Source organism: Enterobacter sp. RIT637, from assembly GCF_019718755.1.
In the GTDB taxonomy this organism is placed as follows: domain Bacteria; phylum Pseudomonadota; class Gammaproteobacteria; order Enterobacterales; family Enterobacteriaceae; genus Enterobacter.
Genome location: NZ_JAIHAZ010000002.1, coordinates 554,851 through 580,140, shown reverse-complemented (window position 1 = coordinate 580,140; position 25,290 = coordinate 554,851). Strand labels below are relative to the sequence as shown.

Here is a 25,290-nt window from a genome sequence, read left to right as displayed (position 1 = left end):
TGATGGATATGTTGCAACCTGCTATGAAACCCGTTGAAGAACATTCACCGAGCGACATTATCGCCCGCATTGGTAGCCTGACGCGCATGCTGCGCGACAGCCTGCGTGAACTGGGACTGGATCAGGCCATCGCCGAAGCGGCAGAAGCGATTCCTGATGCGCGCGACCGTCTGGACTACGTTGTGCAGATGACTGCTCAGGCCGCGGAACGTGCGCTGAACAGCGTTGAAGCGTCACAGCCGCACCAGGACGCGATGGAGAAGGGCGCGAAAGCGCTGACCCAGCGCTGGGATGAGTGGTTTGAAAACCCTATCGAGCTGGCTGACGCGCGCGAGCTGGTGACGGATACCCGCCAGTTCCTGGGCGACGTGCCGGGCCACACCAGCTTTACCAACGCGCAGCTGCTGGACATCATGATGGCGCAGGATTTCCAGGACCTCACCGGTCAGGTGATCAAGCGCATGATGGATGTGATTCAGGAGATTGAACGTCAGCTGCTGATGGTGCTGCTGGAGAACATCCCGGAACCGGCTGCCCGTCCGAAACGCGAGAACGAAAGCCTGCTCAATGGCCCACAGCTCGACGCCACCAAAGCGGGCGTTGTGGCAAGCCAGGACCAGGTGGACGACCTGCTGGACAGCCTCGGCTTCTGATTGTCTCTTCCGCCTCAGGTGGCGCACGCTGCCTGAGGCGATATACGTAAGAATCGCCGAAAAGAGCCCGAATCAAGGGGCTTTTCCCGCCATTGGATTTCCCCCGCGCTGGCATGATACCCGTGACGTAATGGGCTGAGCATGCACTGTGGCTGAAGAGAACGACGACAAAACGGAAGCCCCCACACCCCACCGACTTGAAAAAGCGCGTGAGGAAGGGCAGATCCCCCGATCCCGAGAACTGACATCCCTGCTGATCCTTGTCGTAGGCGTGTGCATTATCTGGCTGGGTGGGGAGTCGCTCGCCCGTAAACTGGCGGGGATGCTCTCTTCTGGGTTACGTTTTGACCACAGCATGGTCAACGATCCCAATCTCATTCTGGGTCAAATCATTATTTTGATTAAAGGCGCAATGTTCGCCTTACTGCCGCTGATTACCGGCGTGGTACTGGTGGCGATAGTGTCGCCGATCATGCTGGGTGGCCTGGTGTTCAGCGGCAAATCGCTGCAGCCCAAGTTTTCTAAACTCAACCCGTTTCCCGGAATAGCACGTATGTTTTCGGCCCAGACCGGGGCCGAACTGGTTAAAGCCATCCTCAAATCGACTCTGATGGGTAGCACGGCCGGGTTTTATCTGTTGCATAACTGGCCTGAAATGATGCGCCTCATCAGCGAATCGCCGCTCAGCGCCATGCGCAACGCCATGAACCTCGTCGGGTTTGGCTCGCTGCTGGTGGTGTTGAGCATCATCCCGATGGTGGGCTTCGACGTCATCTTCCAGCTTTACAGCCATTTCAAGAAGCTGCGCATGTCGCGTCAGGATATTCGTGACGAATATAAGCAGATGGAAGGTGACCCGCACGTGAAAGGGCGTATCCGCCAGATGCAGCGTGCGGCTGCTCGTCGACGCATGATGGAAGACGTGCCTAAAGCCGATGTGATCGTCACCAACCCGACCCACTATTCCGTTGCGCTGCAGTATGACGAAAACAAAATGAGTGCGCCAAAAGTGGTGGCGAAGGGGGCAGGGCTTATCGCGCTGCGTATCCGCGAAATTGCGACGGAGAACCGCGTCCCTATTCTTGAAGCGCCACCGCTGGCGCGTGCCTTATACCGCCATGCGGAAATCGGGCAGCAGATCCCAGGACAACTCTACGCCGCCGTGGCTGAAGTGCTGGCCTGGGTATGGCAATTAAAACGCTGGCGTCTGGCTGGCGGTCAACGACCTGTGAAACCTGAAAACCTTCCGGTGCCTGACGCGCTGGATTTTTTGAACGAGAAGGACACTGATGGCTAATCTGGTGGCAATGTTGCGCCTGCCCGGCAACCTGAAATCGACCCAATGGCAGATCCTTGCCGGGCCGATTCTCATCCTGCTAATTCTGTCGATGATGGTACTGCCGCTCCCGGCATTCATTCTCGATCTGCTTTTCACATTCAACATTGCGTTGTCCATCATGGTGCTGCTGGTGGCGATGTTCACCCAGCGCACCCTGGAATTTGCGGCGTTCCCGACCATTCTGCTGTTTACCACGCTCCTGCGGCTGGCGCTGAACGTGGCGTCTACCCGTATCATCCTGATGGAAGGCCATACCGGCGCGGCGGCGGCGGGTAAAGTGGTTGAGGCGTTCGGCCACTTCCTCGTGGGCGGTAACTTTGCCATCGGTATCGTGGTGTTCGTTATCCTCGTGATCATCAACTTTATGGTTATCACCAAAGGTGCCGGGCGTATCGCGGAAGTCGGCGCACGCTTTGTGCTGGACGGGATGCCGGGCAAGCAGATGGCAATCGACGCCGACCTGAACGCCGGGCTTATCGCAGAAGATGAAGCGAAAAAGCGCCGTGCGGAGGTGACGCAGGAAGCAGACTTCTACGGCTCGATGGACGGTGCGAGTAAGTTTGTGCGCGGTGACGCCATCGCGGGCATCCTGATCATGGTCATCAACGTGGTCGGCGGCCTGCTGGTGGGGGTATTGCAGCACGGGATGGACATGGGCCACGCGGCGGAAAGCTATACGCTGCTGACCATCGGTGACGGTCTGGTCGCGCAGATCCCGGCGCTGGTCATCTCAACCGCCGCGGGTGTTATCGTGACGCGCGTGAGTACCGATCAGGACGTGGGCGAGCAGATGGTGGGGCAACTGTTCAGCAACCCCCGCGTAATGCTGCTGTCTGCGGCGGTGCTTGGCCTGCTCGGCATGGTGCCGGGGATGCCAAACCTGGTGTTCCTGCTGTTCACCGCGGGTCTGCTGGGCCTGGCATGGTGGATGCGCGGACGTGAAATGAAACCGGCCGCCGAGCCTGTGCCGGTGAAAATGCCGGAAAATACTCAGGCCGTGGAGGCCACCTGGAACGATGTTCAACTGGAAGATTCTCTGGGGATGGAAGTGGGCTATCGCCTGATCCCGATGGTGGATTTCCAGCAGGATGGTGAACTGCTGGGGCGTATCCGCAGCATCCGTAAAAAATTCGCCCAGGATATGGGCTTCCTGCCCCCGGTGGTTCACATTCGCGACAATATGGACCTGCCGCCCGCGCGCTACCGCATTCTGATGAAAGGTGTCGAAATTGGCAGCGGTGATGCCTATCCGGGCCGCTGGCTGGCAATTAACCCCGGCACCGCCGCAGGCACGCTGCCGGGCGAGCAAACCATCGATCCGGCCTTTGGCCTGGCCGCTATCTGGATCGAAAGCGCCCTGAAAGAGCAGGCGCAGATTCAGGGCTATACCGTGGTGGAAGCCAGTACCGTCGTGGCGACCCACCTCAACCACCTGATTGGCCAGTTCTCCGCCGAGCTGTTTGGGCGTCAGGAAGCGCAGCAGCTCCTTGACCGCGTGACGCAGGAGATGCCGAAGCTGACGGAAGATCTGGTTCCGGGCGTGGTGACGCTGACCACGCTGCACAAGGTGCTGCAAAACCTGCTCGACGAGAAGGTGCCGATCCGCGATATGCGCACCATTCTGGAAACCCTCGCCGAGCATGCGCCGCTGCAAAGCGACCCGCACGAGCTGACGGCGGTGGTGCGCGTGGCGCTGGGCCGTGCGATCACCCAGCAGTGGTTCCCGGGCACCGGAGAAGTGCAGGTGATTGGCCTCGATACGCCGCTTGAGCGTCTGCTGTTGCAGGCATTGCAGGGCGGTGGCGGCCTTGAGCCGGGTCTGGCCGACCGCTTACTGGCGCAGACGCAGGAGGCGCTGGCGCGTCAGGAGATGCTGGGCGCGCCGCCGGTTCTGCTGGTGAATCACGCGCTGCGACCGCTGCTTTCACGCTTCCTGCGCCGTAGCCTGAACCAGCTGGTGGTGCTGTCGAATATGGAGCTGTCGGACAATCGCCACATTCGTATGACGGCGACCATTGGAGGGAAATAATGCGTAAGTGGCTCTGGGTACTCTTTTTCCCGCTGGCGGCGCAGGCCGCAGGCGAGGGGACATGGCAGGCCAGCAGCATGGGCATCACCCTCAGCCATCGCGGGGTGGCAATGTCGTCGCGCCCGCTGTCGCCGCCGGAACCGGCTTCTGGGCTGATGACGCTGGTGGTCTGGAACTATACGCTGATAGGCCCAACGCCCGCCGGGCTGCGGGTGCGCCTCTGTTCCCAGACGCGCTGTACCGAAATAGACGGTGAAAGCGGAACGACCCAGGCGTTCAACGGTGTGCCCGCCGTCGAGCCTTTACGCTTTATCTGGGAAGTGCCCGGCGGCGGTCGCCTGATCCCGGCGCTGAAGGTTCAGAGCAATTCCGTCATCGTCAACTACCGTTAACTGCCTGCCTTTTCGCCAGCCTTCAGGCAATTCTGATGGCTGGCTCGCAAAATTGACCTCACCTTTTGATGCAATAGAAACGCCGTTTTATAAATCAGTGACACGCGTGACGACACTCTTTGCATTTTTGCCATTCACCCCATTGCGATGGCAGAAACAGAAAGGTATCAACAGGTCGATGCTTTTACTGTAGCCGTGTAAAAACTCCCGGACGAGGTTTGCTTACAGGGAGTCTCCCAAAACTGATTAGGGTTGACGGCAATGAAAACACGTAAAATTGGACTCGCAAATTATCTTGCTTACGGGTCAGGCGATTTCCTCGGCGCGGGTACCACCGCGCTGACGGCGGCCTGGCTTTTGTATTTTTATACCACCTTCTGTGGACTCACACCGATTGAAGCAACGTTCATCTTTGCCGCCGCAAGGGTGCTGGATGCCGTTGTCAGCCCGCTGATGGGCTTTTTGACCGATAACTTTGGTACGACCTGGCTCGGTAAGCGCTTTGGCCGTCGTAAGTTCTTTATCCTGCTGGGTATTCCGTGCGTCTTCAGCTACTCGCTGATGTGGGTAGGGGACATGAGCTTCTGGTACTACCTGCTGACCTATCTGGTGTTTGATATTGTCTACACCATGATTCTGGTGCCGTACGAAACGCTGGTACCGGAAATGACCGACGATTTTAAGCAGAAAACCAAGTTCTCAGGGGCGCGCATCTCTATGGCGCAGATGTCCGCCATTCTGGCCTCCTTCCTGCCGGGGATCCTGCTGACCCACTTCGGGAAAGACAACGCGGTTTCCTTCTTCTACGCAAGCCTGGTTTTCTCCGTGCTCTGCGCGCTGATGCTGACCTTCGTCTGGTTCTTCACCTGGGAGCGCCCGCGCGAGGAGTGGTCTGAAGCGGCGCTGCGTGCCGAAGAGGAGAAGAAGAAGCTGACGCTGGGCCAGAGCCTGAACCGTCTGTTCGTGGAGTTAAGCTCGACGCTGCGTATCAAGATTTTCCGCCAGCATCTGGGCATGTACCTCGGGGGCTACATCGCGCAGGACGTCTTTAACGCGGTATTCACCTACTACGTGGTGTTCGTGCTGATGCAGGAAGCCTCTATGGCGTCTAACCTGCTGGGCACGATGGCCATCTTCCAGTTCCTGGCCGTAATCGCCATGATCCCGCTGTGCATTCGCTTCGGGCCTGCGCCGTCTTACCGCATGGTGGTCGTGCTGTTTGGTCTGGCATCAATTTCCTACGCCGTACTCTATTACGCGGGTCTGAGCGACGTTTACTCTCTGCTGTTGCTGATCTCTGCGGTGGCGGGCCTCGGTCGCGGCGGTATCAACTACGTGCCGTGGAACACCTACACCTACATTGCTGACGTCGATGAAGTGATCACCGGCCAGCGCCGCGAGGGGATCTTCGCGGGCATCATGACCCTGACCCGTAAGGCGTCACAGGCCGGTGCGGTGATGCTGGTGGGCATCGTGATGCAGATGTCCGGCTTTGTCAGCGGCCAGAAAGTGCAGCCTGCGGAAGTGAGCCACACTATTTTGATGATCCTGAGCGTGGGTACCATTCTGGTGCTGTTCTGCGGCTTCCTCGTTTCCCTGCGCTTCAAACTCAATTTGCAGACCCACAGCACGCTGCGCGAAGAGACCGCCAAAATGCGCGAGTCCGGCCGGGCGATGCCAGAAGCTGCTACGCCGCAGGCCCGCGCGACCGTGGAAATGCTGGCCGGTATGCCTTACGAGTCGCTGTGGGGCAACAACAACATTGGTTATCTGAATCGTAATAAACAGGCGGCACCTTCGCTGAAGGATCGCGCGGTACTGAATTCGACATACAACAGAGGTTAAGATGATGAAAGTTTGGCCTGTCAAACATAGCCCGTTACTGCGTCAGCCTGAGCGCTTTATCGCCAGGGATGAGCTGAAATCGCTGATTCAAAAGGTGACGCATAACCTGGTCAATATCCACGACAAAACGGGGCAATTTTTGCTGCGGCTGGACGACGGGCGCGTGATCGACACCAAAGGCTGGGCCGGATGGGAATGGACGCACGGCGTCGGCCTGTACGGGATCTGGCAGTACTACTGCCAGACCGGCGACGAAGGTATGCGCGAGATTATCGACGGCTGGTTTGCCGACCGTTTTGCGGAAGGCGCAACCACTAAAAACGTGAATACCATGTCGCCGTTCCTGACGCTGGCCTATCGCTACGAAGAGACGAAAAACCCGTCCTGGCTACCGTGGCTGGAAAGCTGGGCGGAATGGGCGATGAATGAGATGCCGCGCACTGAACACGGCGGCATGCAGCACATCACCCTCGCTGAAGAGAACCATCAGCAGATGTGGGACGATACCCTGATGATGACGGTATTGCCGCTGGCGAAAATCGGCAAGCTACTCAATAAGCCGGAGTACGTTGAAGAGGCGGTCTACCAGTTCCTGCTGCACGTGCAAAACCTGATGGATCGGGAGACCGGCCTGTGGTTCCACGGCTGGAGCTACGACGGCAACCATAACTTCGCCAATGCCCGCTGGGCACGCGGCAACAGCTGGCTCACCATCGTCATCCCGGACTTTCTCGAGCTGGTGGACCTGCCGGAAAACAACGCCGTCCGTCGCTATCTGGTGCAGGTATTGAATGCGCAGATTGCCGCGCTAGCGAAATGTCAGGACGAGAGTGGGCTGTGGCATACGCTGCTGGACGATCCAGACTCTTATCTTGAGGCCTCGGCCACCGCCGGGTTTGCCTACGGCATTCTGAAGGCGGTGCGCAAGCGCTACGTCGGCGCGGAGTATGCCGAAGTGGCAGAAAAAGCGATTCGCGGTATCGTGAAGAATATCTCGCCGGAAGGGGAACTGCTGCAAACGTCGTTCGGTACGGGGATGGGAAGCGATCTGGAGTTTTATCGCCAGATCCCGCTGACGTCGATGCCATATGGGCAGGCGATGGCGATTCTCTGTTTGACGGAGTATTTGCGGAAATACTTCTGACAATAAAAAACCCGGCGTTTGCCGGGTTTTTTGTATTACATACGCTCTACGGTTTCGATACCCAGGGTATCCAGACCCAGCTTCAGGGTCTTCGCCGTCAGCTGCGCCAGCTTCAGGCGGCTGTTGCGAACCGCTTCGCTTTCTGCGGAAAGGATAGGGCAGTGCTCGTAGAAGCCGGAGAACAGACCCGCCAGATCGTACAGGTAGGCACACATCACGTGCGGCGTACCGTCACGTGCGACAACCGTCAGCGTCTCTTCGAACTGCAGCAGACGCGCTGCCAGCTGCGCTTCGCGATCTTCGGTGATGCTCACCGTGGCGTTCGCCAGCACGCTTTCGTCGATGTTTGCCTTACGGAACACGGAGAGCACGCGGGTGTAGGCATACTGCATATAAGGGGCAGTGTTGCCTTCAAACGCCAGCATGTTATCCCAGTCGAAGATATAGTCGGTGGTACGGTTCTTGGACAGATCCGCGTATTTCACCGCGCCGATACCGACGGCGTTAGCCAGTTTTTCCAGCTCGTCAGCAGGCATGTCCGGATTCTTCTCGGCCACCAGACGGCGGGCGCGTTCCAGCGCTTCGTCCAGCAGGTCAGAAAGCTTCACGGTACCGCCCGCACGGGTTTTGAACGGCTTGCCGTCTTTACCCAGCATCATGCCGAACATGTGGTGTTCCAGCGGGACGGAATCCGGCACGTAACCGGCTTTACGCACGATGGTCCATGCCTGCATCAGGTGCTGGTGCTGGCGGGAGTCGATGTAATACAGCACGCGGTCGGCATGCAGGGTTTCGTAACGGTATTTCGCGCAGGCGATATCGGTGGTGGTGTAGAGATAGCCGCCATCCTTTTTCTGGATGATGACGCCCATCGGTTCGCCTTCCTTGTTTTTGTACTCATCAAGGAACACCACCGTTGCGCCTTCGCTCTCTACCGCCAGACCTTTGGCTTTCAGGTCTGCCACAATGCCTGGCAGCATTGGGTTGTAGAGGCTTTCTCCCATCACGTCGTCGCGGGTCAGGGTGACGTTCAGACGGTTATAGGTCAGCTGGTTCTGGGACATGGTGATGTCGACCAGCTTGCGCCACATCTCCAGGAAGTATTGATCCCCGCCCTGCAGTTTTACCACGTAGCTGCGCGCGCGCTCGGCAAAGGCTTCGTCTTCGTCGTAGTGCTTTTTCGCTTCGCGGTAGAAGCCTTCCAGGTCCGCCAGCGCCATTTCGCCCGCGTTTTCCTGCTGCTGTTTTTCCAGGTACGCAATCAGCATGCCGAACTGGGTACCCCAGTCGCCCACGTGGTTCGCGCGGATCACTTTATGGCCGAGGAACTCATTGGTACGCACGGAGGCGTCACCGATGATGGTGGAGCGCAGGTGGCCGACGTGCATCTCTTTCGCCACGTTTGGCGCGGAGTAGTCGATTACGATGGTCTGCGCCTTCGGCTGGGAAACGCCCAGACGGTCTGACTTCAGCGCCGCGTCAACGTGGCTTGCCAGGAACGCAGGCTCAAGGAAGATGTTGATAAAGCCCGGGCCGGCGATTTCAGTCTTGCTGGCAATCCCGGTGAGATCCAGATGCGTCAGTACCTGCTCAGCGAGCTGTCGCGGCGGCATGCCCAGTTTTTTAGCCACTGCCATCACGCCATTAGCCTGATAGTCGCCAAACTGTACTTTTGCTGACTGACGAACCTGCGGTTCGCAATCCGCAGGCGCACCTGCGGCAATCAGTGCCTGACTGACTTTTTCTGAGAGAAGAGCCTGAATATTCACCTGGATACCTTACGTTTTTGGTGCGGGTGAACAACGACCCGCGCCCGTTAAAGAATTTAGGGCGGGAGTATACTGCAAATGCCCTCTGGCGTCAGCATTGCGGGGGCTGAAGATAGTACAGAATCCAGGCTAAGAAGGTGTGCATAATCATGCAGTCATAAAAACCTCTATTCTGCGGTTGGTCGAAAGAGGGGAACAGAGTAAATTAGCGGCTTTGCGACATGATAAGAGACTGACGAATGGCGAACTGGCAAACCATTGACGAACTGCATGATATTTCCGCAGATTTACCGCGCTTCACTCAGGTGTTCACAGAACTTGCCACCCGCCTGGGGCTGGATATCGCACCGCTTGAGGCCGATCACATCTCTCTGCGCTGTCATCAGAATGCGACAGCCGAGCGCTGGCGTCGCGGTTTCGAGCTGTGCGGCGAGCTGCTGTCTGAAAATATCATAAATGGTCGGCCAATCTGCCTGTTCAAGCTGCATGAGCCGGTGCGTGTCGCGCACTGGCAATTCACCGTGATCGAACTGCCGTGGCCGGGCGAGAAACGCTATCCGCATGAAGGCTGGGAGCACATCGAAATTGTCCTGCCGGGCGAGCCTGAAACGCTGAATGCGCGCGCGCTGGCGCTGTTATCCGACGAGGGCTTAAGCCAGCCGGGTATCTATGTGAAGACGAGTTCACCAAAAGGTGAGCGCGAGCGTTTGCCCAATCCGACGCTTGCCGTTACTGATGGACAGGTTACGGTGAAGTTTCATCCCTGGACCATCGAACAGATTGTTGCCAGTGAAGCCTAAGAGTTGTGAGTTCACGCCGGGACCGAAAAGGGACGGCGTGGCATGATGGTTCGTTGAGTGGAAATTAAGGAGGATTAAATGGCGCTGCTGGAGATTTGTTGTTACAGCGTGGAGTGTGCCGTGACCGCGCAGGAGCAGGGTGCGGACCGCATTGAACTGTGCGCGGCACCGAAAGAGGGCGGGCTGACGCCCTCCTTCGGCGTGTTGAAGTCTGCCCGTCAGGCCGTCACCATTCCCGTTCACCCGATTATTCGCCCGCGCGGCGGTGATTTTTGTTACACGGCGGGCGAGTTCAGTGCCATGCTTGATGATATCGCACTCGTTCGGGAGCTGGGGTTCCCGGGGCTGGTGACCGGCCTGCTGGATGAAGACGGCAATATCGATATACCGCGCATGCGTCAGGTTATGAGCGCCGCGCAGGGGCTGGCCGTCACTTTTCATCGTGCATTTGATATGTGTAAAGATCCGCTTCAGGCCTTTGAAACGCTTGGAGAACTTGGCGTGGCGCGCATCCTGACATCGGGTCAGCGGGCGTCAGCTGAAAAAGGACTGCAATTAATTACGGAACTAAAAGCACATTCCGGTGTTCCAATAATCATGGCGGGCGCAGGAGTACGCGCCAGCAATCTGGAACTTTTTTTAGACGCAGGGGTAGAAGAGCTTCACAGCTCGGCAGGTCAATGGATACCGTCACCCATGCGCTATCGCAATACAGGGTTGTCTATGTCGACGGATGCTGAAGCGGATGAGTACTCACGCTACGGTGTAGATGGAGAGTCGGTTGCGGTAATGAAATCGTTGATTGAACGCCATCACGTGTAGCAACGTACCGATTTTTACCGCGCATCATGTCGCCCAATATGATGCTTGCTTGTACCAGGCCCCTGCAATTTCAACAGGGGCCTTTTTTTCTCCTTCATATTTCAAGCCGCAGCTGCGTTGGCCGCCTCGCTGCAACTTGAACTCTTTCGGAGAAAAACGTGCTATGAGTAGGCCGGGTAAGGCGTAGCCGCCACCCGGCTAAAAGGCTACGGCTTGGTCGCAATCAACACCGCACGCATCGGAGCCGGATAGCCTTCGATGGTTTTGCTGTGGTCGGCCGGGTCGAGGAACTGCTCCAGCGATTCGGTGATCATCCAGTCCGTGCGGCGCTGTTCCTCGAGCGAGGTTACGCTGACATCGGCAATCCGCACATCCACAAACCCGCACTTCTCCAGCCAGTTCTTCAGCGCCAGCGCGGAAGGGATGAAGTAAACGTTGCGCATCTGCGCGTAGCGATCGCCCGGCACCAGAACGGCATGTTCATCGCCTTCAATCACCAGCGTTTCCAGCACCAGCTCGCCGCCGCTGACCAGCTGATCCTTCAATTGCCACAGGTGTTCAAGCGGAGAACGACGGTGATACAGCACGCCCATGGAGAAGACGGTATCAAACGCTTTCAGGGCAGGGAGCTGTTCAATGCCCAGCGGCAGCAGGTGCGCGCGCTGGTCGTTGCCCAGTAGCTTGCGGACTGCTTCAAACTGACACAGGAACAGCTGCATCGGATCGATACCGACCGCCAGATGCGCACCTGCGCCAATCATGCGCCACATGTGGTAGCCGCTGCCGCAGCCGACGTCGAGAATGGTGCGACCGGTCAGGTCGGACAGATGCGGCAGAACGCGATCCCATTTCCAGTCTGAGCGCCATTCGGTATTAATGTCCACACCGTACAGCGAAAATGGCCCTTTGCGCCACGGCATCAGGTTACGCATCAGGATCTCGATGCGGTTTATCTGCCCGGCCGGGAGCGGCTCTTCACTTTCCGCCGTCACGCTGTGCAGCAGATCCAGACGGTGCGGCGTCAGTTCCGGCAGAAACTCCACCGCGTTGGACCACTGCTTAAGCAGCCCATGCTGCTGATCGCGCTGCCATGTGGCGATCTGCGCGGGCAGGGTTTCCAGCCAGTGGGAGAGGTGATTTTTTGCAATCAGCTGATAGAAGTTGCCGAACTCAATCATGCCGCATCCTCAGCTTTCAGCGCCACCAGAGAGCCAAAGTTAAAGCACTGGAACCACAGTTCGCTGTGCTCGAATCCCGCTTTGCGCAGGCGCGCCTTGTGGGTTTCTACGGAGTCCGTCAGCATCACGTTTTCGAGCATGCTGCGCTTCTGGCTGATCTCCAGCTCGCTGTAGCCGTTCGCACGCTTGAAATCGTGGTGCATATTGAACAGCAGTTCGCCCACGTTAGCGTCTTCAAAGCTGAACTTCTCAGAGAGCACCAGCGCGCCGCCGGGGTTCAGACCTTTATAAATTTTGTCCAGCAGCAGCTGGCGGTCTTCAGGCACCAGGAACTGCAGGGTAAAATTCAGTACCACCATCGACGCGTTTTTGATCTCGATATCACGAATATCGCCTTCCACGACTTCAACAGGGGTGGGTGCTTTATAGGCGTCAATGTGGCGGCGACAGCGTTCGACCATGGCCGGTGAGTTATCGACGGCAACGATCTTGCAGTCATCCTGACGTACGTTACGACGGATCGACAGCGTTGCCGCGCCGAGCGAACAGCCCAGATCATAGACCTGCGTGCCGGGTTGAACGAAACGTTCAGCCAGCATGCCGATCATAGAAATAATATTGGAATAACCGGGAACAGAGCGCTGGATCATATCCGGGAAGACTTCGGCTACCCGTTCATCAAAGGTCCAGTCGCCCAGGCTGGCGATAGGCGCGGAAAAAAGCGTGTCGCGATCTGACATAACGTAAAAATCCGGGAAAAATAAAGGGGCGTATTGTGCGCTAACGGAAGGAGAAAACCAACTCCCACGGCATATACCAAAGGTTAGCCAGCACCATCAGCACAAGCGAACACCAGGTCGCGCTCATGCCGGAACGACGCCAGCGAAATACGCGGTGGTGGTAGCCATAATAATGCATTAGCCGACCCGCAATCAGGAGCAGGCCGCAGACGTGCACCATCCAGGTTTCTGCCCCGTTCATTTCCATAAACAGCAGCAGGATCAGCGCGACGGGAATGTATTCAACCGCGTTACCGTGAATGCGAATGGCGCTCTGCAGTTCGGAAAAACCACCGTCACCGTAGGAGACACGGTATTGCATTCTCAGGCGCACAACATCAAATGAAAACTTAATCAGCAGTAATGCACCTAACACCGCATACAGCGCGCTGACCATACAAACTCCCTGTTATTTGGCAGATGGCACCTCTCTATGATAAGTGCCTTCCTCAAAAAAGAGAAGATTGTTGTGGAATCGAAGGGGCGCTGCCGACGGACGGTACCGCGGCCTGCAAGGCCTGCCAGAGAGCATCGACCAGTTCTGGAGCCTGGGCAATGTCGGGAGTATGCAGGAAAAGGTAGGGGGTGGTCGTTTGTTCCCATTTCGCTAACGTTTGCAGCCAGACGGCGAACATGTCCTGATTTTGCTGCATGTTATCGCTGCCGATGAACCTGACCATTGGATTTTGCGCGGTCACGATGGCGTGAACCGGGACCTTTGGCTTCTTGCGCTGGGCATCCACAATAGCCTCATTGTGAGGAATTGCGCTGTGTACCGGGCGGCTATCGAGGATCACCCGGTTAGCGGAGCGTTCAAGAAGACCGCGATTGAGCGCGCGTTCGGCCTCGCCTTTCGCAAAGAAGTCCTGATGTCGGACTTCAACGCCGTAGGTGAATTCACGGGGCAGCGCATCCATGAACTGCCACAGCGCGGGTAAATCGCGTGGGCCAAAGGTTGCAGGCAGCTGGAGCCAGTATTGGCCAATCCGGCTGGCCAGCGGGGACATACGCGTAAAGAACTCTTCGGTTAAATCCCCGCAGTTACGCAGCGCGGCGTTGTGGGAGATAGTCGCCGGAAATTTAAAGCAGAAGCGAAACGCGTCCGTGGTTTGTTCCCGCCAGCGTTCAACAATCTCTGCTTTGGGAAGCGCGTACAGCGTGGTATTACCCTCGACACAGTTGAAGTGTCGGGCATACTCTTCGAGGCTGGTGATGCCCAGACGCACCCATTTTGGGTGCGACCACTGGGGCAGGCCCACGTAGATCATAAGGCGCTTAAAATCTCGCTTGTGCTGCGCACGCGCCCGATGCGCGGGAAGATGTGGGTCATGCTGCCCTGATGCTGCTCCGCAGAAGCCGCGCTGCACGCGTCTTCGGCAATCACCAGGTTAAAACCCAGCTCCCAGGCGTTGCGGGCGGTGGATTCCACGCCAATGTTGGTGGAGATCCCGCACAGGATAATGGTGTCGATCCCGCGACGGCGCAGCTGCAGCTCCAGATCGGTGCCGTAGAACGCGCCCCACTGGCGTTTGGTGACTTCGATATCGCTGTCGCGTTTGCCGAGCGAGAGAGGATATGTCCACCAGTTGTCCGGCAATGCGTGCGCGGCAGCCTGAGCGTCCACCGGCTGTTTCAACGCTTCGGCGAAATCCGCTGACCAGCCGACGCGCACCATGACAACAGGCGCACCGCTGGCGCGGCATTTTTCCGCCAGACGGGCCGCACGGCTGACCACATCGTCAGCGGTATGTGGGCCACCGGCAAAGGGAAGGATCCCTTCCTGTAAATCAATCACTACAAGTGCAGTTTTGGTGGCATCAAGTGTCAACATAGTAACTCCAGTTAAATGAATAGCTTCGACTACACCTTACGACGTGATGGCCTGTTATCGGTCGGATAATTTTGTTAATTTTTGTGAGAATACGCAATAAGAGTGCAGCAAACGAGCGTCAGGCCGCGCTTCTCTCTTATCGTCCGGCGGAATTTCCAGTATAATAGCCGCCTTTTTTCATCCAGTTGTGACATACAGAAAGCTGCGACATCGTGGCCTGCAAGACAGGCGACAATCAGCCTGCGGCTAATTAAGGGATATCTCATGCGTACAGAATATTGCGGGCAGCTGCGTCAGTCCCACGTCGGGCAGCAGGTTACCCTGTGTGGTTGGGTCAACCGTCGTCGTGATCTTGGTAGCCTTATCTTCATCGATATGCGCGACCGCGAAGGTATCGTTCAGGTGTTCTTCGATCCGGATCGCGCTGAGGCGCTGAAGCTGGCTTCTGAACTGCGTAATGAGTTCTGCATTCAGGTCACCGGCACCGTGCGTGCGCGTGACGAGAAAAACGTTAACGCAGACATGGCGACCGGTGCGATTGAAGTCCTGGCGTCTGACCTCGTTATCATCAACCGTGCTGAAGCGCTGCCGCTGGACTCCAACCACGTCAACACCGAAGAAGCGCGTCTTAAGTATCGTTACCTGGATCTGCGTCGTCCGGAGATGGCTCAGCGCCTGAAAACCCGTGCGAAAATCACCAGCCTGGTGCGTCGTTTTATGGATGACCACGGTTTCCTCGATATCGAAACCCCGATGCTGACCAAAGCCACGCCGGAAGGCGCGCGCGACTACCTGGTCCCGTCCCGCGTTCATAAAGGCAAATTCTACGCGCTGCCGCAGTCTCCTCAGCTTTTCAAACAGCTGCTGATGATGTCCGGCTTCGACCGCTATTATCAGATCGTGAAATGCTTCCGCGACGAAGACCTGCGCGCTGACCGTCAGCCAGAATTTACCCAGATCGACGTCGAAACATCTTTCATGACCGCCGAGCAGGTGCGTGAAGTAATGGAAGCGCTGGTACGCGGCCTGTGGAACGACGTGAAGGGCGTAGAGCTGGGTGATTTCCCTATCATGACCTTCGCCGAAGCCGAGCGCCGTTACGGTTCTGATAAACCAGACCTGCGTAACCCGATGGAGCTGGTGGACGTAGCAGACCTGGTGAAAGCCGTTGAGTTTGCGGTATTTGCTGGCCCGGCTAACGATCCGAAAGGTCGTGTCGCGGCGCTGCGCGTTCCGGGCGGTGCTGCCCTGAGCCGTAAGCAGATCGACGACTACGGCAACTTCATTAAGATCTACGGTGCGAAAGGTCTGGCCTATATTAAAGTGACCGAGCGCGCGAAAGGTCTGGAAGGTATCACCAGCCCGGTAGCGAAATTCCTGAACGCAGACATCGTGGAAGCGATCCTCGAGCGCACCGGCGCGCAGGACGGCGACATGATCTTCTTCGGCGCAGACAACAAGAAAGTCGTTGCGGATGCAATGGGTGCGCTGCGTCTGAAGCTCGGCAAAGACCTGAGCCTGACCGACGAAAGCAAATGGGCGCCGCTGTGGGTTATCGATTTCCCAATGTTTGAAGACGACGGTGAAGGCGGTCTGACCGCAATGCACCACCCGTTCACCTCGCCAAAAGACATGAGTGCGGCAGAGCTGAAAGCGGCGCCTGAAGATGCGGTCGCGAACGCTTACGACATGGTTATCAACGGCTATGAAGTGGGTGGCGGTTCCGTGCGTATTCACAGCGGCGAAATGCAGCAGACCGTGTTTGGCATCCTGGGCATTAACGAGCAGGAGCAGCGCGAGAAATTTGGCTTCCTGCTGGACGCGCTGAAATACGGCACGCCTCCACACGCGGGTCTGGCATTTGGTCTTGACCGCCTGACCATGCTGCTGACCGGCACCGATAACATCCGTGATGTTATTGCCTTCCCGAAAACCACTGCTGCCGCGTGTCTGATGACCGAAGCGCCAAGCTTTGCCAACCCGGCCTCTCTGGCTGAGCTGGGCATTGAAGTGGTGAAGAAGGAAGAGAAAAACTGATATGGCATATAAGCTTCCCGTTTCGGTCCTGGTGGTCATTTATGCAGAAGACACGAAGCGGGTGCTGATGTTGCAGCGGCGCGACGATCCTGATTTCTGGCAGTCGGTTACCGGCAGTCTGGAAGAGGGGGAGACCGCGCCGCAGGCCGCCGCGCGTGAAGTAAAGGAAGAGGTCGCCATTGATGTTGCTCGCGAGCAACTGACCCTGAAGGACTGTCAGCGCACGGTGGAGTTTGAAATTTTTAGCCATTTACGTCATCGCTATGCGCCGGGTATCGAACGCAATACGGAGTCGTGGTTCTGTCTTGCGCTTCCCCATGAACGGGAGATCGTGTTCACTGAACACCTGACCTACCGCTGGGTGAATGCGGCGGATGCCGCTGCACTCACCAAGTCGTGGAGCAACCGGCAGGCGATTGAAGAATTTGTAATTAATGTTAATTAATTTCCAAGCATTTCAGTTTCCAGGAAGGCGGCAAGGCCGCGAAGTGCCAGGAGCTTACATTAGTAAGTGACTGGTATGAGCGGACGCAGCCAACGCATCTGGAAGCTGAAAGGCGCAGGATAATTTTGGAGAACTTTTTATGGCAGGTCATAGTAAGTGGGCCAACACCAAACACCGCAAAGCGGCACAGGATGCCAAGCGCGGTAAGATCTTTACCAAAATCATTCGCGAGCTGGTGACAGCAGCGCGTCTGGGCGGCGGCGATGCGGGTTCCAACCCACGTCTGCGTGCAGCGATCGATAAAGCGCTGTCGAACAACATGACGCGTGACACCCTGAACCGTGCTATCGCACGTGGCGTGGGCGGTGATGAAGACGCGAACATGGAAACCATCATTTATGAAGGTTACGGTCCTGGCGGTACAGCGGTAATGGTTGAGTGTCTGTCTGACAACCGTAACCGTACCGTAGCGGAAGTGCGCCATGCGTTCACCAAAACCGGTGGTAACCTGGGCACTGACGGTTCCGTGGCTTACCTGTTCAGCAAAAAAGGCGTCATCTCCTTCGAGAAAGGCGACGAAGATGTGATCATGGAAGCGGCGCTGGAAGCCGGTGCGGAAGACGTGGTGACCTTTGATGACGGTGCTATCGACGTCTACACCGCGTGGGAAGAGATGGGTGCAGTGCGCGACGCGCTGGAAGCGGCTGGCCTGAAAGCGGACAACGCTGAAGTCTCCATGATCCCGTCCACCAAAGCGGATATGGATGCAGAGACTGCGCCAAAACTGCTGCGTCTTATCGACATGCTCGAAGACTGCGACGACGTGCAGGAAGTGTATCACAACGGTGAAATCTCTGATGAGGTTGCAGCGACTCTCTGATGAGAGCGTATAAATCCGTTACAGGAGACGCGTGATGTCGATTATTCTCGGGATTGACCCAGGCTCACGCGTCACCGGTTATGGCGTTATCCGTCAGGTTGGACGCCAGTTAACCTACCTGGGCAGTGGCTGTATTCGCACCAAAGTCGACGATTTGCCGTCGCGCCTGAAGCTCATTTATGCGGGCGTATCGGAGATCATCACCCAGTTTCAGCCCGACTATTTCGCCATCGAGCAGGTCTTTATGGCGAAAAACGCGGATTCGGCGCTAAAGCTCGGTCAGGCGCGCGGCGTTGCCATCGTCGCTGCCGTGAACCAGGATTTGCCGGTATTCGAATATGCGGCAAGACAGGTCAAGCAGACGGTGGTGGGCATCGGTAGCGCGGAGAAAAGCCAGGTGCAGCACATGGTGCGTACCCTGCTGAAGCTTCCCGCAAACCCGCAGGCCGACGCCGCCGATGCGCTGGCGATTGCGATTACCCACTGTCACGTTAGCCAGAACGCGATGCAGATGAGCGAGTCGCGGCTCAATCTGGCGCGAGGCAGGTTACGATAATAAGAAATCAGGCTGGATAAACATCCAGCCTTTTTTTATTATGTCGCCAGTCAACAATTTTCCAGAACGCAGGAGCGTCACGTGATAGGCAGACTCAGAGGCATCATCATTGAAAAACAACCCCCGTTAGTGCTGCTGGAAGTGGGTGGCGTGGGCTATGAAGTCCATATGCCGATGACCTGCTTCTACGAGCTGCCGGACGCGGGTAAAGAGGCGATAGTTTTTACCCAGTTTGTGGTGCGTGAAGATGCTCAACTGCTGTACGGCTTCAATAATAAGCAGGAACGCACCCTGTTCCGCGAGCTGATTAAAACCAACGGCGTCGGACCGAAGCTGGCGCTGGCGATTTTGTCCGGCATGTCCGCACCACAGTTTGTGAATGCCGTTGAGCGCGAAGATCCTGCTGCGTTGATTAAACTGCCGGGTATCGGCAAGAAAACTGCCGAGCGTCTGATTGTCGAAATGAAAGACCGCTTTAAAGGTCTGCACGGCGATCTGTTCACTCCGGCTGCCGATTTGGTGCTGACCTCTCCAGGCGGCCCTGCGACGGATGATGACGCCGAGCAGGAAGCGGTTGCTGCGCTGGTGGCGCTGGGCTATAAACCTCAGGAGGCCAGCCGTATGGTGAGTAAAATTGCCAAACCGGACGCCAGCAGTGAAACCCTGATTCGTGAAGCGCTGCGCGCTGCATTGTGAGGTAAAGGATGATTGAAGCAGACCGCCTGGTATCGGCAGGCACTATTCAGGCAGATGACGTGGTGGATCGCGCGATCCGCCCAAAGCTGCTTGATGAGTATATCGGCCAGCCGCAGGTTCGTTCCCAGATGGAGATTTTCATCCAGGCGGCAAAACTGCGCGGCGATGCGCTCGATCACCTGCTGATTTTTGGTCCGCCTGGTTTGGGGAAAACGACGCTGGCGAATATCGTTGCCAATGAAATGGGCGTGAATCTGCGCACCACCTCCGGCCCGGTGCTGGAGAAGGCGGGCGATCTGGCGGCAATGCTCACCAACCTTGAGCCGCACGATGTTTTATTTATCGATGAAATCCACCGCCTGTCGCCGGTTGTGGAAGAGGTGCTCTATCCGGCGATGGAAGACTACCAGCTGGATATCATGATCGGCGAAGGCCCGGCTGCGCGCTCCATTAAAATCGACCTGCCGCCGTTTACCCTGATTGGCGCCACGACGCGTGCCGGGTCGTTAACCTCTCCACTGCGCGACCGCTTTGGTATTGTGCAGCGCCTGGAATTTTACCAGGTGCCTGATCTTCAGCACATCGTGGGCCGCAGCGCCCGCTACATGGGGCTGGAGATGAGCGAAGAGGGCGCGTTTGAAGTGGCGAAGCGTTCCCGCGGTACGCCACGTATCGCCAACCGCCTGCTGCGCCGCGTGCGTGACTTTGCCGAAGTGAAGCACGATGGCACGATTTCCGCTGAGATCGCCGCTCAGGCGCTGGATATGCTGAACGTCGATGCCGAAGGCTTCGATTACATGGACCGTAAGCTGCTGCTGGCGGTGCTGGACAAGTTCTTTGGCGGCCCGGTCGGGCTGGATAACCTGGCGGCGGCAATCGGAGAAGAGCGAGAGACGATTGAGGATGTGCTGGAGCCGTATCTGATCCAGCAGGGCTTCCTGCAGCGTACGCCGCGTGGACGAATGGCGACTGTGCGGGCGTGGAATCATTTCGGCATTACTCCACCGGCAATGCCGTAACGCATTGTTCCCTCTCCCGGTGGGAGAGGGCCAGCGTGAGGGCATCAACGCCCTCCATATTAATTTGCCGTCTTCTTCATCATACTGAAGATAAACAGCACCGCCGCACTGAGCACCACAGACGGCCCCGCAGGCGTGTCGTAGAACGCCGAGAAGGTTAGCCCACCCGTTACCGCAATCATCCCGATAATGACGGCTACACCCGCCATCTGCTCAGGCGTACGGGCAAAACGACGCGCCGTGGCAGCAGGGATGATCAGCAGCGACGTGATAATCAGCGCGCCGACGAACTTCATCGCTACACCAATCGTTAACGCCGTCACCAGCATCAGCAGCAGCTTCACGCGCTGCAGCTTCACGCCGTCGACAAACGCCAGGTCCGGACTCACGGTCATCGCCAGCAAATTACGCCACTGCCAGAGCAGAATAGCGAGCACCACCACCACGCCGATGGCGATAGAGATGAGGTCTTCCGGCGTCACGGCCAGCAGGTCGCCAAACAGGTAGGCCATCAGGTCAACGCGGATATTCGACATCAGACTGACGACCACCAGGCCGAGAGAGAGGGCGCTATGAGCCATGATGCCAAGCAGCGTATCGATGGCGAGGTGAGGACGCTTTTCCAGCCAGACCAGACCGGCCGCCAGCAGCAGCGTGACCACAATCACCGCGTAGAAGGGATTCACGTCCAGTAACAGGCCAAAAGCCACCCCTAACAGAGAGGCATGGGCCAGCGTATCGCCGAAATAGGACATTCTGCGCCACACCACAAACGAGCCCAGCGGCCCCGCGGCGCAGGCAAGCATAATCCCGGCCAGCCAGCCGGGCAGTAACAGTTCAATCATGAGTGTCCGTTTCCCCGGCGCAGGACAATTCGTCCCTGTAAATCATGGCGGTGGTTATGATGATGGCGGTAAATCCCAAGCTGTTCCGCACCACGCGGGCCGAACATTGAGATAAATTCAGGATGCATGGAGACCACTTCCGGCGTGCCGGAACAGCAGATGTGATGGTTCAGGCACAGCACTTCGTCAGTTTTCGCCATCACCAGATGCAGATCGTGAGAAACCATCAGCACTGCGCAATCAAGCTCGCGACGAAGCTGGTCGATCAAATCATAAAGCGCAACCTGACCGTTCACGTCCACGCCCTGGGTGGGTTCATCCAGCACCAGCAGCTGCGGGCTGCTCAGCAGCGCGCGGGCAAGCAACACGCGCTGGGTTTCACCGCCAGAAAGCTTTTGTAACGGGGCGTCGACAAGATGACCTGCCTGCACGCGTTTCAGCGCAGGGAGGATATCGGCCTTACGGGTACCCGGGCGCAGACGCAGAAAGCGGCTGACCGTCAGCGGCAGCGTGGCGTCCAGGTGTAATTTTTGCGGCACATAGCCGATACGCAGCTTATCTTCACGTTTGATAACCCCTTCATCGGGGGCCACCAAACCCAGTACCACGCGCACGAGCGTAGATTTGCCTGCGCCATTAGGGCCAAGCAGCGTCAGAATTTTGCCGGGTTTTAGATCCAGTGACACGTCAGAAAGAACGCGGCGCTGGCCGAATGATACCGACACATTTTCAATAGAAACCAAAGTTGTCATGTCAATTTAAGCTTGCAGAAGTCAACGAATGTTATAATATCACATTCCACGCATTCATTACGATGATTAGTCGCATTATGTTACATAAAAATACGCTTCTTTTCGCAGCATTATCCGCTGCCCTTTGGGGGACAACAGCACAAGATGTTAACGCCGCCGTTGTCGCTTCGCTTAAACCACTTGGATTCATTGCCGCCGCCATCGCTGATGGGGTGACGGAGACCCAGGTTCTGCTCCCGGATGGTGCATCAGAGCATGATTATGCTCTGCGTCCGTCTGATGTAAAGCGCTTACAAAACGCGGACTTAGTTGTCTGGATTGGACCGGAAATGGAAGCGTTCATGCAGAAGTCGGCGAAACAGGTACCTGACGCAAAACAGGTCACTATTTCCGAACTTTCTGGCGTAACGCCGTTGCTCATGAAAGGGGCAGATGACGACGGTGACGAACACGACCACGATCATGCTCACGACGAAAAAGGTGACGAGCATCACCAACACGGCGAGTACAATATGCATCTCTGGCTCTCCCCAGAGATAGCGCGGCTTTCGGCGGTTGCAATCCATGACAAATTAGTGGAACTTATGCCGCAAAGTCGAGTCAAACTCGACGCCAACCTGAAAGCGTTTGAAGCTCAATTAGCTGCAACCGACAAGCAGGTGGGTACCGAGCTCGCACCGCTAAAAGGAAAAGGGTATTTCGTTTTTCATGACGCCTATGGCTATTACGAAAAACATTACGGCCTGACCCCGCTGGGGCACTTTACCGTTAACCCTGAAATTCAGCCTGGTGCGCAGCGTTTACATGAGATCAGAACACAGTTGGTTGAGCAAAAAGCGACGTGCGTTTTTGCTGAGCCACAGTTCAGGCCAGCGGTCGTAGAAGCCGTGGCCAGGGGAACATCCGTGCGCATGGGAACCCTTGACCCGCTAGGTACGAACATCCAGTTGAGCAAAGCGAGCTATTCGCAGTTCCTCAGCCAACTGGGGAATCAGTATGCGAGCTGCCTGAAAGGAGATTAACGAGGAAGTGAATACGTGCAACAGATAGCCCGCTCTGTCGCCCTGGCATTTAACAATCTGCCTCGACCCCATCGCGTTATGCTGGGGTCGCTTACAGTTCTCACCTTAGCGGTCGCCGTCTGGCGGCCCTATGTTTACCACCCGAGTTCTGCCCCTATCATTAAAACCATCGAGCTTGAGAAAAGCGAGATCCGTTCGCTGTTGCCTGAGGCCAGTGAACCTATCGACCAGGCTGCTCAGGAAGATGAAGCTATCCCGCAGGATGAACTGGACGATAAAATCTCCAATGAAGCGGGCATCCATGAATATGTCGTGTCAACCGGTGATACGCTGAGCAGCGTGCTCAATCAGTACGGTATCGACATGGGGAATATCAGCCAGCTCGCGGCCTCGGACAAAGATTTGCGTAATCTGAAAATTGGTCAACAGCTCTCCTGGACCTTAACCGCAGATGGCGATTTACAACGTCTGACCTGGGAGATGTCCCGCCGCGAAACCCGCACCTACGATCGCACTGCAAACGGTTTCAAGATGACCAGCGAAATGCAGCAGGGCGACTGGGTAAACAGCGTGATGAACGGCACCGTCGGGGCGAGTTTTGTTTCCAGCGCGCGCGACGCCGGGCTGACCAGCGCTGAAATCAGTTCGGTGATCAAAGCCATGCAGTGGCAGATGGATTTCCGCAAACTGAAAAAAGGCGACGAATTCTCCGTGCTGATGTCCCGCGAAATGCTGGACGGCAAGCGTGAGCAGAGCCAGCTGGTGGGCGTTCGTTTACGCTCCGATGGCAAAGATTATTACGCGATCCGTGCCGAAGACGGTAAGTTCTACGACCGTAGCGGTACGGGGCTTGCGAAGGGCTTCCTGCGCTTCCCAACCGCTAAACAGTTCCGTGTCTCCTCTAACTTCAACCCGCGCCGTCTTAACCCTGTTACCGGCCGCGTTGCGCCGCACCGTGGTGTAGACTTCGCAATGCCTCAAGGTACACCCGTGCTCTCGGTTGGCGATGGCGAAGTGGTTATGGCAAAACGCAGCGGCGCGGCAGGGTATTACGTGGCTATCCGTCACGGTCGTACTTACACCACGCGCTATATGCACCTGCGTAAACTGCTGGTTAAACCTGGTCAGAAAGTGAAGCGTGGCGACCGCATTGCGCTTTCGGGTAACACCGGACGTTCAACCGGCCCGCATCTCCACTATGAAGTGTGGATCAACCAGCAGGCCGTGAATCCGCTGACGGCGAAATTGCCGCGTACCGAAGGTCTGACGGGTAAAGATCGTACCGATTACCTGGCGCAGGTCAAAGAGGTGATGCCACAGCTGCGCTTTGATTAAGCCATCTGTTTGTTAATGAAGCCGGCGTCTGTTTGCGCCGGCTTTTTCTTTTGTACGCAAGCGACTGCCTCGCTACACTATCTGAATATATTTTTGCGTCACCAGACCCTGGAACCAGCATGGAAACCAAAAAAAACAATATTGAATACATTCCTGAGTTTGAAAAATCTTTTCGCCATCCGCGCAACTGGGGCGCCTGGCTTGGGGTTTATGCCTTTGCTGGCATAGCGATGCTGCCTGCTTCCGTGCGCGATCCCGTTCTGGGTAAAATTGGCCGTCTTGCCGGGCGTTTAGGCAAGAGCGCCCGCCGCCGCGCGCAGATCAACCTTTACTACTGTTTTCCTGAAAAAAGCGAGGCCGAGCGCGAAGCCATCATCGATGAGATGTACACCACCGCGCCGCAGGCTATGGCGATGATGGCTGAACTGGCGCTGAAAGGGCCGGAGAAGATTGTCGACCGCGTTGACTGGAAAGGGCTGGAAATCATCGACGAAATGCGTCGCAACGACGAAAAGGTCATTTTCCTCGTGCCTCACGGCTGGGGCGTTGATATTCCGGCGATGCTGATGGCGTCTCAGGGCCAGAAAATGGCGGCGATGTTCCATAACCAGGGTAACAAGATCTATGATTTTGTCTGGAACACGGTGCGCCGTCGCTTTGGCGGACGTTTGCACGCGCGAAACGATGGCATCAAGCCGTTTATTCAGTCGGTTCGTCAGGGCTACTGGGGATACTATCTGCCGGATCAGGACCACGGCCCGGAGCACAGCGAGTTTGTCGATTTCTTTGCAACGTACAAAGCCACGCTGCCTGCGATTGGTCGCCTGATGAAGGTTTGCCGCGCTCGCGTGATCCCGCTGTTCCCGGTCTATGATGGTAAAACGCATCGCCTGAGCATTGAGGTGCGTCCACCGATGGATGACCTGCTGACCGCGGACGATCGCACTATCGCGCGTCGTATGAACGAAGAGGTGGAAATTCTGGTGGGGCCGCATGCCGAACAGTACACGTGGATACTGAAGCTGCTGAAGACGCGTAAGCCGGGTGAAACCGAGCCGTACAAGCGTAAAGAGCTTTTCCCGAAGAAGTAAAAAAACACACTCCTCACTCTGTCCCTCTCCC

The 25,290-nt window shown here is 56.8% G+C and carries 25 protein-coding genes; 17 read left to right on the top strand and 8 right to left on the bottom strand.

Annotated features, from left to right (window positions below; genetic code table 11):
- Positions 1 to 8 precede the first annotated feature (8 nt).
- The 6 genes from cheZ (at position 9) to K5E19_RS06280 (ending at position 7,402) form a co-directional block, all read left to right on the top strand.
- On the top strand, positions 9 to 653 hold the full coding sequence (gene cheZ, locus K5E19_RS06305; protein WP_029485121.1) for a protein phosphatase CheZ: 645 nt from the start codon (positions 9 to 11) through the stop codon (positions 651 to 653).
- Between the two features lie 148 nt (positions 654 to 801).
- Complete coding sequence (gene flhB, locus K5E19_RS06300; RefSeq protein WP_221550419.1) at positions 802 to 1,950, top strand: flagellar biosynthesis protein FlhB; 1,149 nt, start codon at positions 802 to 804, stop codon at positions 1,948 to 1,950.
- Positions 1,943 to 4,021: a flagellar biosynthesis protein FlhA gene (flhA, locus tag K5E19_RS06295; protein WP_221550418.1), complete on the top strand. Its 2,079-nt coding sequence runs from the start codon at positions 1,943 to 1,945 to the stop codon at positions 4,019 to 4,021. Before flhB ends, flhA begins: the two co-directional genes overlap by 8 nt.
- Positions 4,021 to 4,413, top strand: coding sequence for a flagellar protein FlhE (locus tag K5E19_RS06290; protein WP_260411655.1), 393 nt, complete (start codon positions 4,021 to 4,023; stop codon positions 4,411 to 4,413). Before flhA ends, K5E19_RS06290 begins: the two co-directional genes overlap by 1 nt.
- 261 nt (positions 4,414 to 4,674) lie before the next feature.
- Positions 4,675 to 6,258: an MFS transporter gene (locus tag K5E19_RS06285; RefSeq protein ID WP_221550417.1), complete on the top strand. Its 1,584-nt coding sequence runs from the start codon at positions 4,675 to 4,677 to the stop codon at positions 6,256 to 6,258.
- 4 nt (positions 6,259 to 6,262) lie between these two features.
- Positions 6,263 to 7,402: a glycoside hydrolase family 105 protein gene (locus K5E19_RS06280; protein WP_221550510.1), complete on the top strand. Its 1,140-nt coding sequence runs from the start codon at positions 6,263 to 6,265 to the stop codon at positions 7,400 to 7,402.
- A gap of 35 nt (positions 7,403 to 7,437) precedes the next feature.
- On the opposite strand, the gene argS is transcribed toward K5E19_RS06280, so the two are convergent.
- A complete protein-coding gene (gene argS / locus K5E19_RS06275) occupies positions 7,438 to 9,171 on the bottom strand; it encodes an arginine--tRNA ligase (RefSeq protein ID WP_221550416.1) in 1,734 nt (577 codons plus the stop codon).
- Between the two features lie 239 nt (positions 9,172 to 9,410).
- Between argS and K5E19_RS06270 the strand changes: the two genes are divergently transcribed.
- Complete coding sequence (locus K5E19_RS06270; RefSeq protein ID WP_221550415.1) at positions 9,411 to 9,971, top strand: VOC family protein; 561 nt, start codon at positions 9,411 to 9,413, stop codon at positions 9,969 to 9,971.
- Positions 9,972 to 10,049: 78 nt separating this feature from the next.
- Complete coding sequence (gene cutC, locus K5E19_RS06265) at positions 10,050 to 10,793, top strand: copper homeostasis protein CutC (RefSeq protein ID WP_221550414.1); 744 nt, start codon at positions 10,050 to 10,052, stop codon at positions 10,791 to 10,793.
- 206 nt (positions 10,794 to 10,999) lie between these two features.
- On the opposite strand, the gene cmoB is transcribed toward cutC, so the two are convergent.
- The 5 genes from cmoB to K5E19_RS06240 are packed head-to-tail and all read right to left on the bottom strand — an operon-like array spanning position 11,000 to position 14,581.
- The gene (gene cmoB / locus K5E19_RS06260; RefSeq protein ID WP_221550413.1) at positions 11,000 to 11,971 is read right to left on the bottom strand and encodes a tRNA 5-methoxyuridine(34)/uridine 5-oxyacetic acid(34) synthase CmoB; all 972 of its coding nucleotides are present in this window, start codon (positions 11,969 to 11,971) and stop codon (positions 11,000 to 11,002) included.
- Positions 11,968 to 12,711 carry a carboxy-S-adenosyl-L-methionine synthase CmoA gene (cmoA, locus tag K5E19_RS06255; protein WP_221550412.1) on the bottom strand — a complete coding sequence of 248 codons (744 nt, stop codon included), beginning with the start codon at positions 12,709 to 12,711 and terminating at the stop codon, positions 11,968 to 11,970. Before cmoA ends, cmoB begins: the two co-directional genes overlap by 4 nt.
- 40 nt (positions 12,712 to 12,751) lie before the next feature.
- Complete coding sequence (locus tag K5E19_RS06250) at positions 12,752 to 13,147, bottom strand: MAPEG family protein (RefSeq protein ID WP_010432562.1); 396 nt, start codon at positions 13,145 to 13,147, stop codon at positions 12,752 to 12,754.
- 52 nt (positions 13,148 to 13,199) lie between these two features.
- Complete coding sequence (locus tag K5E19_RS06245) at positions 13,200 to 14,018, bottom strand: DUF72 domain-containing protein (RefSeq protein ID WP_221550411.1); 819 nt, start codon at positions 14,016 to 14,018, stop codon at positions 13,200 to 13,202.
- Positions 14,015 to 14,581: a hydrolase gene (locus K5E19_RS06240; RefSeq protein ID WP_221550410.1), complete on the bottom strand. Its 567-nt coding sequence runs from the start codon at positions 14,579 to 14,581 to the stop codon at positions 14,015 to 14,017. The genes K5E19_RS06245 and K5E19_RS06240 overlap by 4 nt, the downstream gene beginning before the upstream one ends.
- A gap of 264 nt (positions 14,582 to 14,845) precedes the next feature.
- On the opposite strand from K5E19_RS06240, the gene aspS reads away from it, so the two are divergent.
- The 6 genes from aspS to ruvB all read left to right on the top strand — a co-directional run bounded on the left by aspS (position 14,846) and on the right by ruvB (position 20,214).
- A complete protein-coding gene (aspS, locus tag K5E19_RS06235) occupies positions 14,846 to 16,618 on the top strand; it encodes an aspartate--tRNA ligase (RefSeq protein ID WP_221550409.1) in 1,773 nt (590 codons plus the stop codon).
- 1 nt (position 16,619) lies between these two features.
- Positions 16,620 to 17,063 carry a dihydroneopterin triphosphate diphosphatase gene (gene nudB / locus K5E19_RS06230; protein ID WP_221550408.1) on the top strand — a complete coding sequence of 148 codons (444 nt, stop codon included), beginning with the start codon at positions 16,620 to 16,622 and terminating at the stop codon, positions 17,061 to 17,063.
- Positions 17,064 to 17,202: 139 nt separating this feature from the next.
- On the top strand, positions 17,203 to 17,943 hold the full coding sequence (locus K5E19_RS06225) for a YebC/PmpR family DNA-binding transcriptional regulator (protein ID WP_040075122.1): 741 nt from the start codon (positions 17,203 to 17,205) through the stop codon (positions 17,941 to 17,943).
- Between the two features lie 34 nt (positions 17,944 to 17,977).
- Positions 17,978 to 18,499 carry a crossover junction endodeoxyribonuclease RuvC gene (ruvC, locus tag K5E19_RS06220; protein ID WP_003859749.1) on the top strand — a complete coding sequence of 174 codons (522 nt, stop codon included), beginning with the start codon at positions 17,978 to 17,980 and terminating at the stop codon, positions 18,497 to 18,499.
- A gap of 81 nt (positions 18,500 to 18,580) precedes the next feature.
- Positions 18,581 to 19,195 carry a Holliday junction branch migration protein RuvA gene (ruvA, locus tag K5E19_RS06215; RefSeq protein WP_023312236.1) on the top strand — a complete coding sequence of 205 codons (615 nt, stop codon included), beginning with the start codon at positions 18,581 to 18,583 and terminating at the stop codon, positions 19,193 to 19,195.
- 8 nt (positions 19,196 to 19,203) lie between these two features.
- Complete coding sequence (ruvB, locus tag K5E19_RS06210; RefSeq protein WP_010432579.1) at positions 19,204 to 20,214, top strand: Holliday junction branch migration DNA helicase RuvB; 1,011 nt, start codon at positions 19,204 to 19,206, stop codon at positions 20,212 to 20,214.
- Positions 20,215 to 20,273: 59 nt separating this feature from the next.
- On the opposite strand, the gene znuB is transcribed toward ruvB, so the two are convergent.
- Together znuB and znuC are read right to left on the bottom strand one after the other, a co-directional pair.
- Positions 20,274 to 21,059, bottom strand: coding sequence for a zinc ABC transporter permease subunit ZnuB (gene znuB, locus K5E19_RS06205; RefSeq protein WP_221550407.1), 786 nt, complete (start codon positions 21,057 to 21,059; stop codon positions 20,274 to 20,276).
- Positions 21,056 to 21,811: a zinc ABC transporter ATP-binding protein ZnuC gene (gene znuC / locus K5E19_RS06200; RefSeq protein WP_221550406.1), complete on the bottom strand. Its 756-nt coding sequence runs from the start codon at positions 21,809 to 21,811 to the stop codon at positions 21,056 to 21,058. Before znuC ends, znuB begins: the two co-directional genes overlap by 4 nt.
- Before the next feature lie 77 nt (positions 21,812 to 21,888).
- Here znuC and znuA point away from each other — a divergent pair, with 77 nt between their 5' ends.
- The 3 genes from znuA (at position 21,889) to lpxM (ending at position 25,259) form a co-directional block, all read left to right on the top strand.
- Positions 21,889 to 22,833 carry a zinc ABC transporter substrate-binding protein ZnuA gene (gene znuA, locus K5E19_RS06195; RefSeq protein ID WP_221550405.1) on the top strand — a complete coding sequence of 315 codons (945 nt, stop codon included), beginning with the start codon at positions 21,889 to 21,891 and terminating at the stop codon, positions 22,831 to 22,833.
- Positions 22,834 to 22,848: 15 nt separating this feature from the next.
- Positions 22,849 to 24,168, top strand: coding sequence for a murein DD-endopeptidase MepM (mepM, locus tag K5E19_RS06190; RefSeq protein ID WP_010432589.1), 1,320 nt, complete (start codon positions 22,849 to 22,851; stop codon positions 24,166 to 24,168).
- Positions 24,169 to 24,287: 119 nt separating this feature from the next.
- Positions 24,288 to 25,259, top strand: coding sequence for a lauroyl-Kdo(2)-lipid IV(A) myristoyltransferase (lpxM, locus tag K5E19_RS06185; RefSeq protein WP_221550404.1), 972 nt, complete (start codon positions 24,288 to 24,290; stop codon positions 25,257 to 25,259).
- The last annotated feature ends 31 nt before the right edge of the window (positions 25,260 to 25,290 follow it).

Bases quoted from the DNA above. Each gene is read 5' to 3' on its own strand.
- cheZ (WP_029485121.1), top strand. From the start codon at position 9: ATGTTGCAACCTGCTATGAAACCCGTTGAAGAACATTCACCGAGCGAC.
- flhA (WP_221550418.1), top strand. From the start codon at position 1,943: ATGGCTAATCTGGTGGCAATGTTGCGCCTGCCCGGCAACCTGAAATCG.
- K5E19_RS06290 (WP_260411655.1), top strand. From the start codon at position 4,021: ATGCGTAAGTGGCTCTGGGTACTCTTTTTCCCGCTGGCGGCGCAGGCC.
- K5E19_RS06285 (WP_221550417.1), top strand. From the start codon at position 4,675: ATGAAAACACGTAAAATTGGACTCGCAAATTATCTTGCTTACGGGTCA.
- K5E19_RS06280 (WP_221550510.1), top strand. From the start codon at position 6,263: ATGAAAGTTTGGCCTGTCAAACATAGCCCGTTACTGCGTCAGCCTGAG.
- K5E19_RS06270 (WP_221550415.1), top strand. From the start codon at position 9,411: ATGGCGAACTGGCAAACCATTGACGAACTGCATGATATTTCCGCAGAT.
- cutC (WP_221550414.1), top strand. From the start codon at position 10,050: ATGGCGCTGCTGGAGATTTGTTGTTACAGCGTGGAGTGTGCCGTGACC.
- cmoB (WP_221550413.1), bottom strand. From the start codon at position 11,971: ATGATTGAGTTCGGCAACTTCTATCAGCTGATTGCAAAAAATCACCTC.
- cmoA (WP_221550412.1), bottom strand. From the start codon at position 12,711: ATGTCAGATCGCGACACGCTTTTTTCCGCGCCTATCGCCAGCCTGGGC.
- K5E19_RS06250 (WP_010432562.1), bottom strand. From the start codon at position 13,147: ATGGTCAGCGCGCTGTATGCGGTGTTAGGTGCATTACTGCTGATTAAG.
- K5E19_RS06245 (WP_221550411.1), bottom strand. From the start codon at position 14,018: ATGATCTACGTGGGCCTGCCCCAGTGGTCGCACCCAAAATGGGTGCGT.
- K5E19_RS06240 (WP_221550410.1), bottom strand. From the start codon at position 14,581: ATGTTGACACTTGATGCCACCAAAACTGCACTTGTAGTGATTGATTTA.
- aspS (WP_221550409.1), top strand. From the start codon at position 14,846: ATGCGTACAGAATATTGCGGGCAGCTGCGTCAGTCCCACGTCGGGCAG.
- nudB (WP_221550408.1), top strand. From the start codon at position 16,620: ATGGCATATAAGCTTCCCGTTTCGGTCCTGGTGGTCATTTATGCAGAA.
- K5E19_RS06225 (WP_040075122.1), top strand. From the start codon at position 17,203: ATGGCAGGTCATAGTAAGTGGGCCAACACCAAACACCGCAAAGCGGCA.
- ruvC (WP_003859749.1), top strand. From the start codon at position 17,978: ATGTCGATTATTCTCGGGATTGACCCAGGCTCACGCGTCACCGGTTAT.
- ruvB (WP_010432579.1), top strand. From the start codon at position 19,204: ATGATTGAAGCAGACCGCCTGGTATCGGCAGGCACTATTCAGGCAGAT.
- znuB (WP_221550407.1), bottom strand. From the start codon at position 21,059: ATGATTGAACTGTTACTGCCCGGCTGGCTGGCCGGGATTATGCTTGCC.
- znuC (WP_221550406.1), bottom strand. From the start codon at position 21,811: ATGACAACTTTGGTTTCTATTGAAAATGTGTCGGTATCATTCGGCCAG.
- znuA (WP_221550405.1), top strand. From the start codon at position 21,889: ATGTTACATAAAAATACGCTTCTTTTCGCAGCATTATCCGCTGCCCTT.
- lpxM (WP_221550404.1), top strand. From the start codon at position 24,288: ATGGAAACCAAAAAAAACAATATTGAATACATTCCTGAGTTTGAAAAA.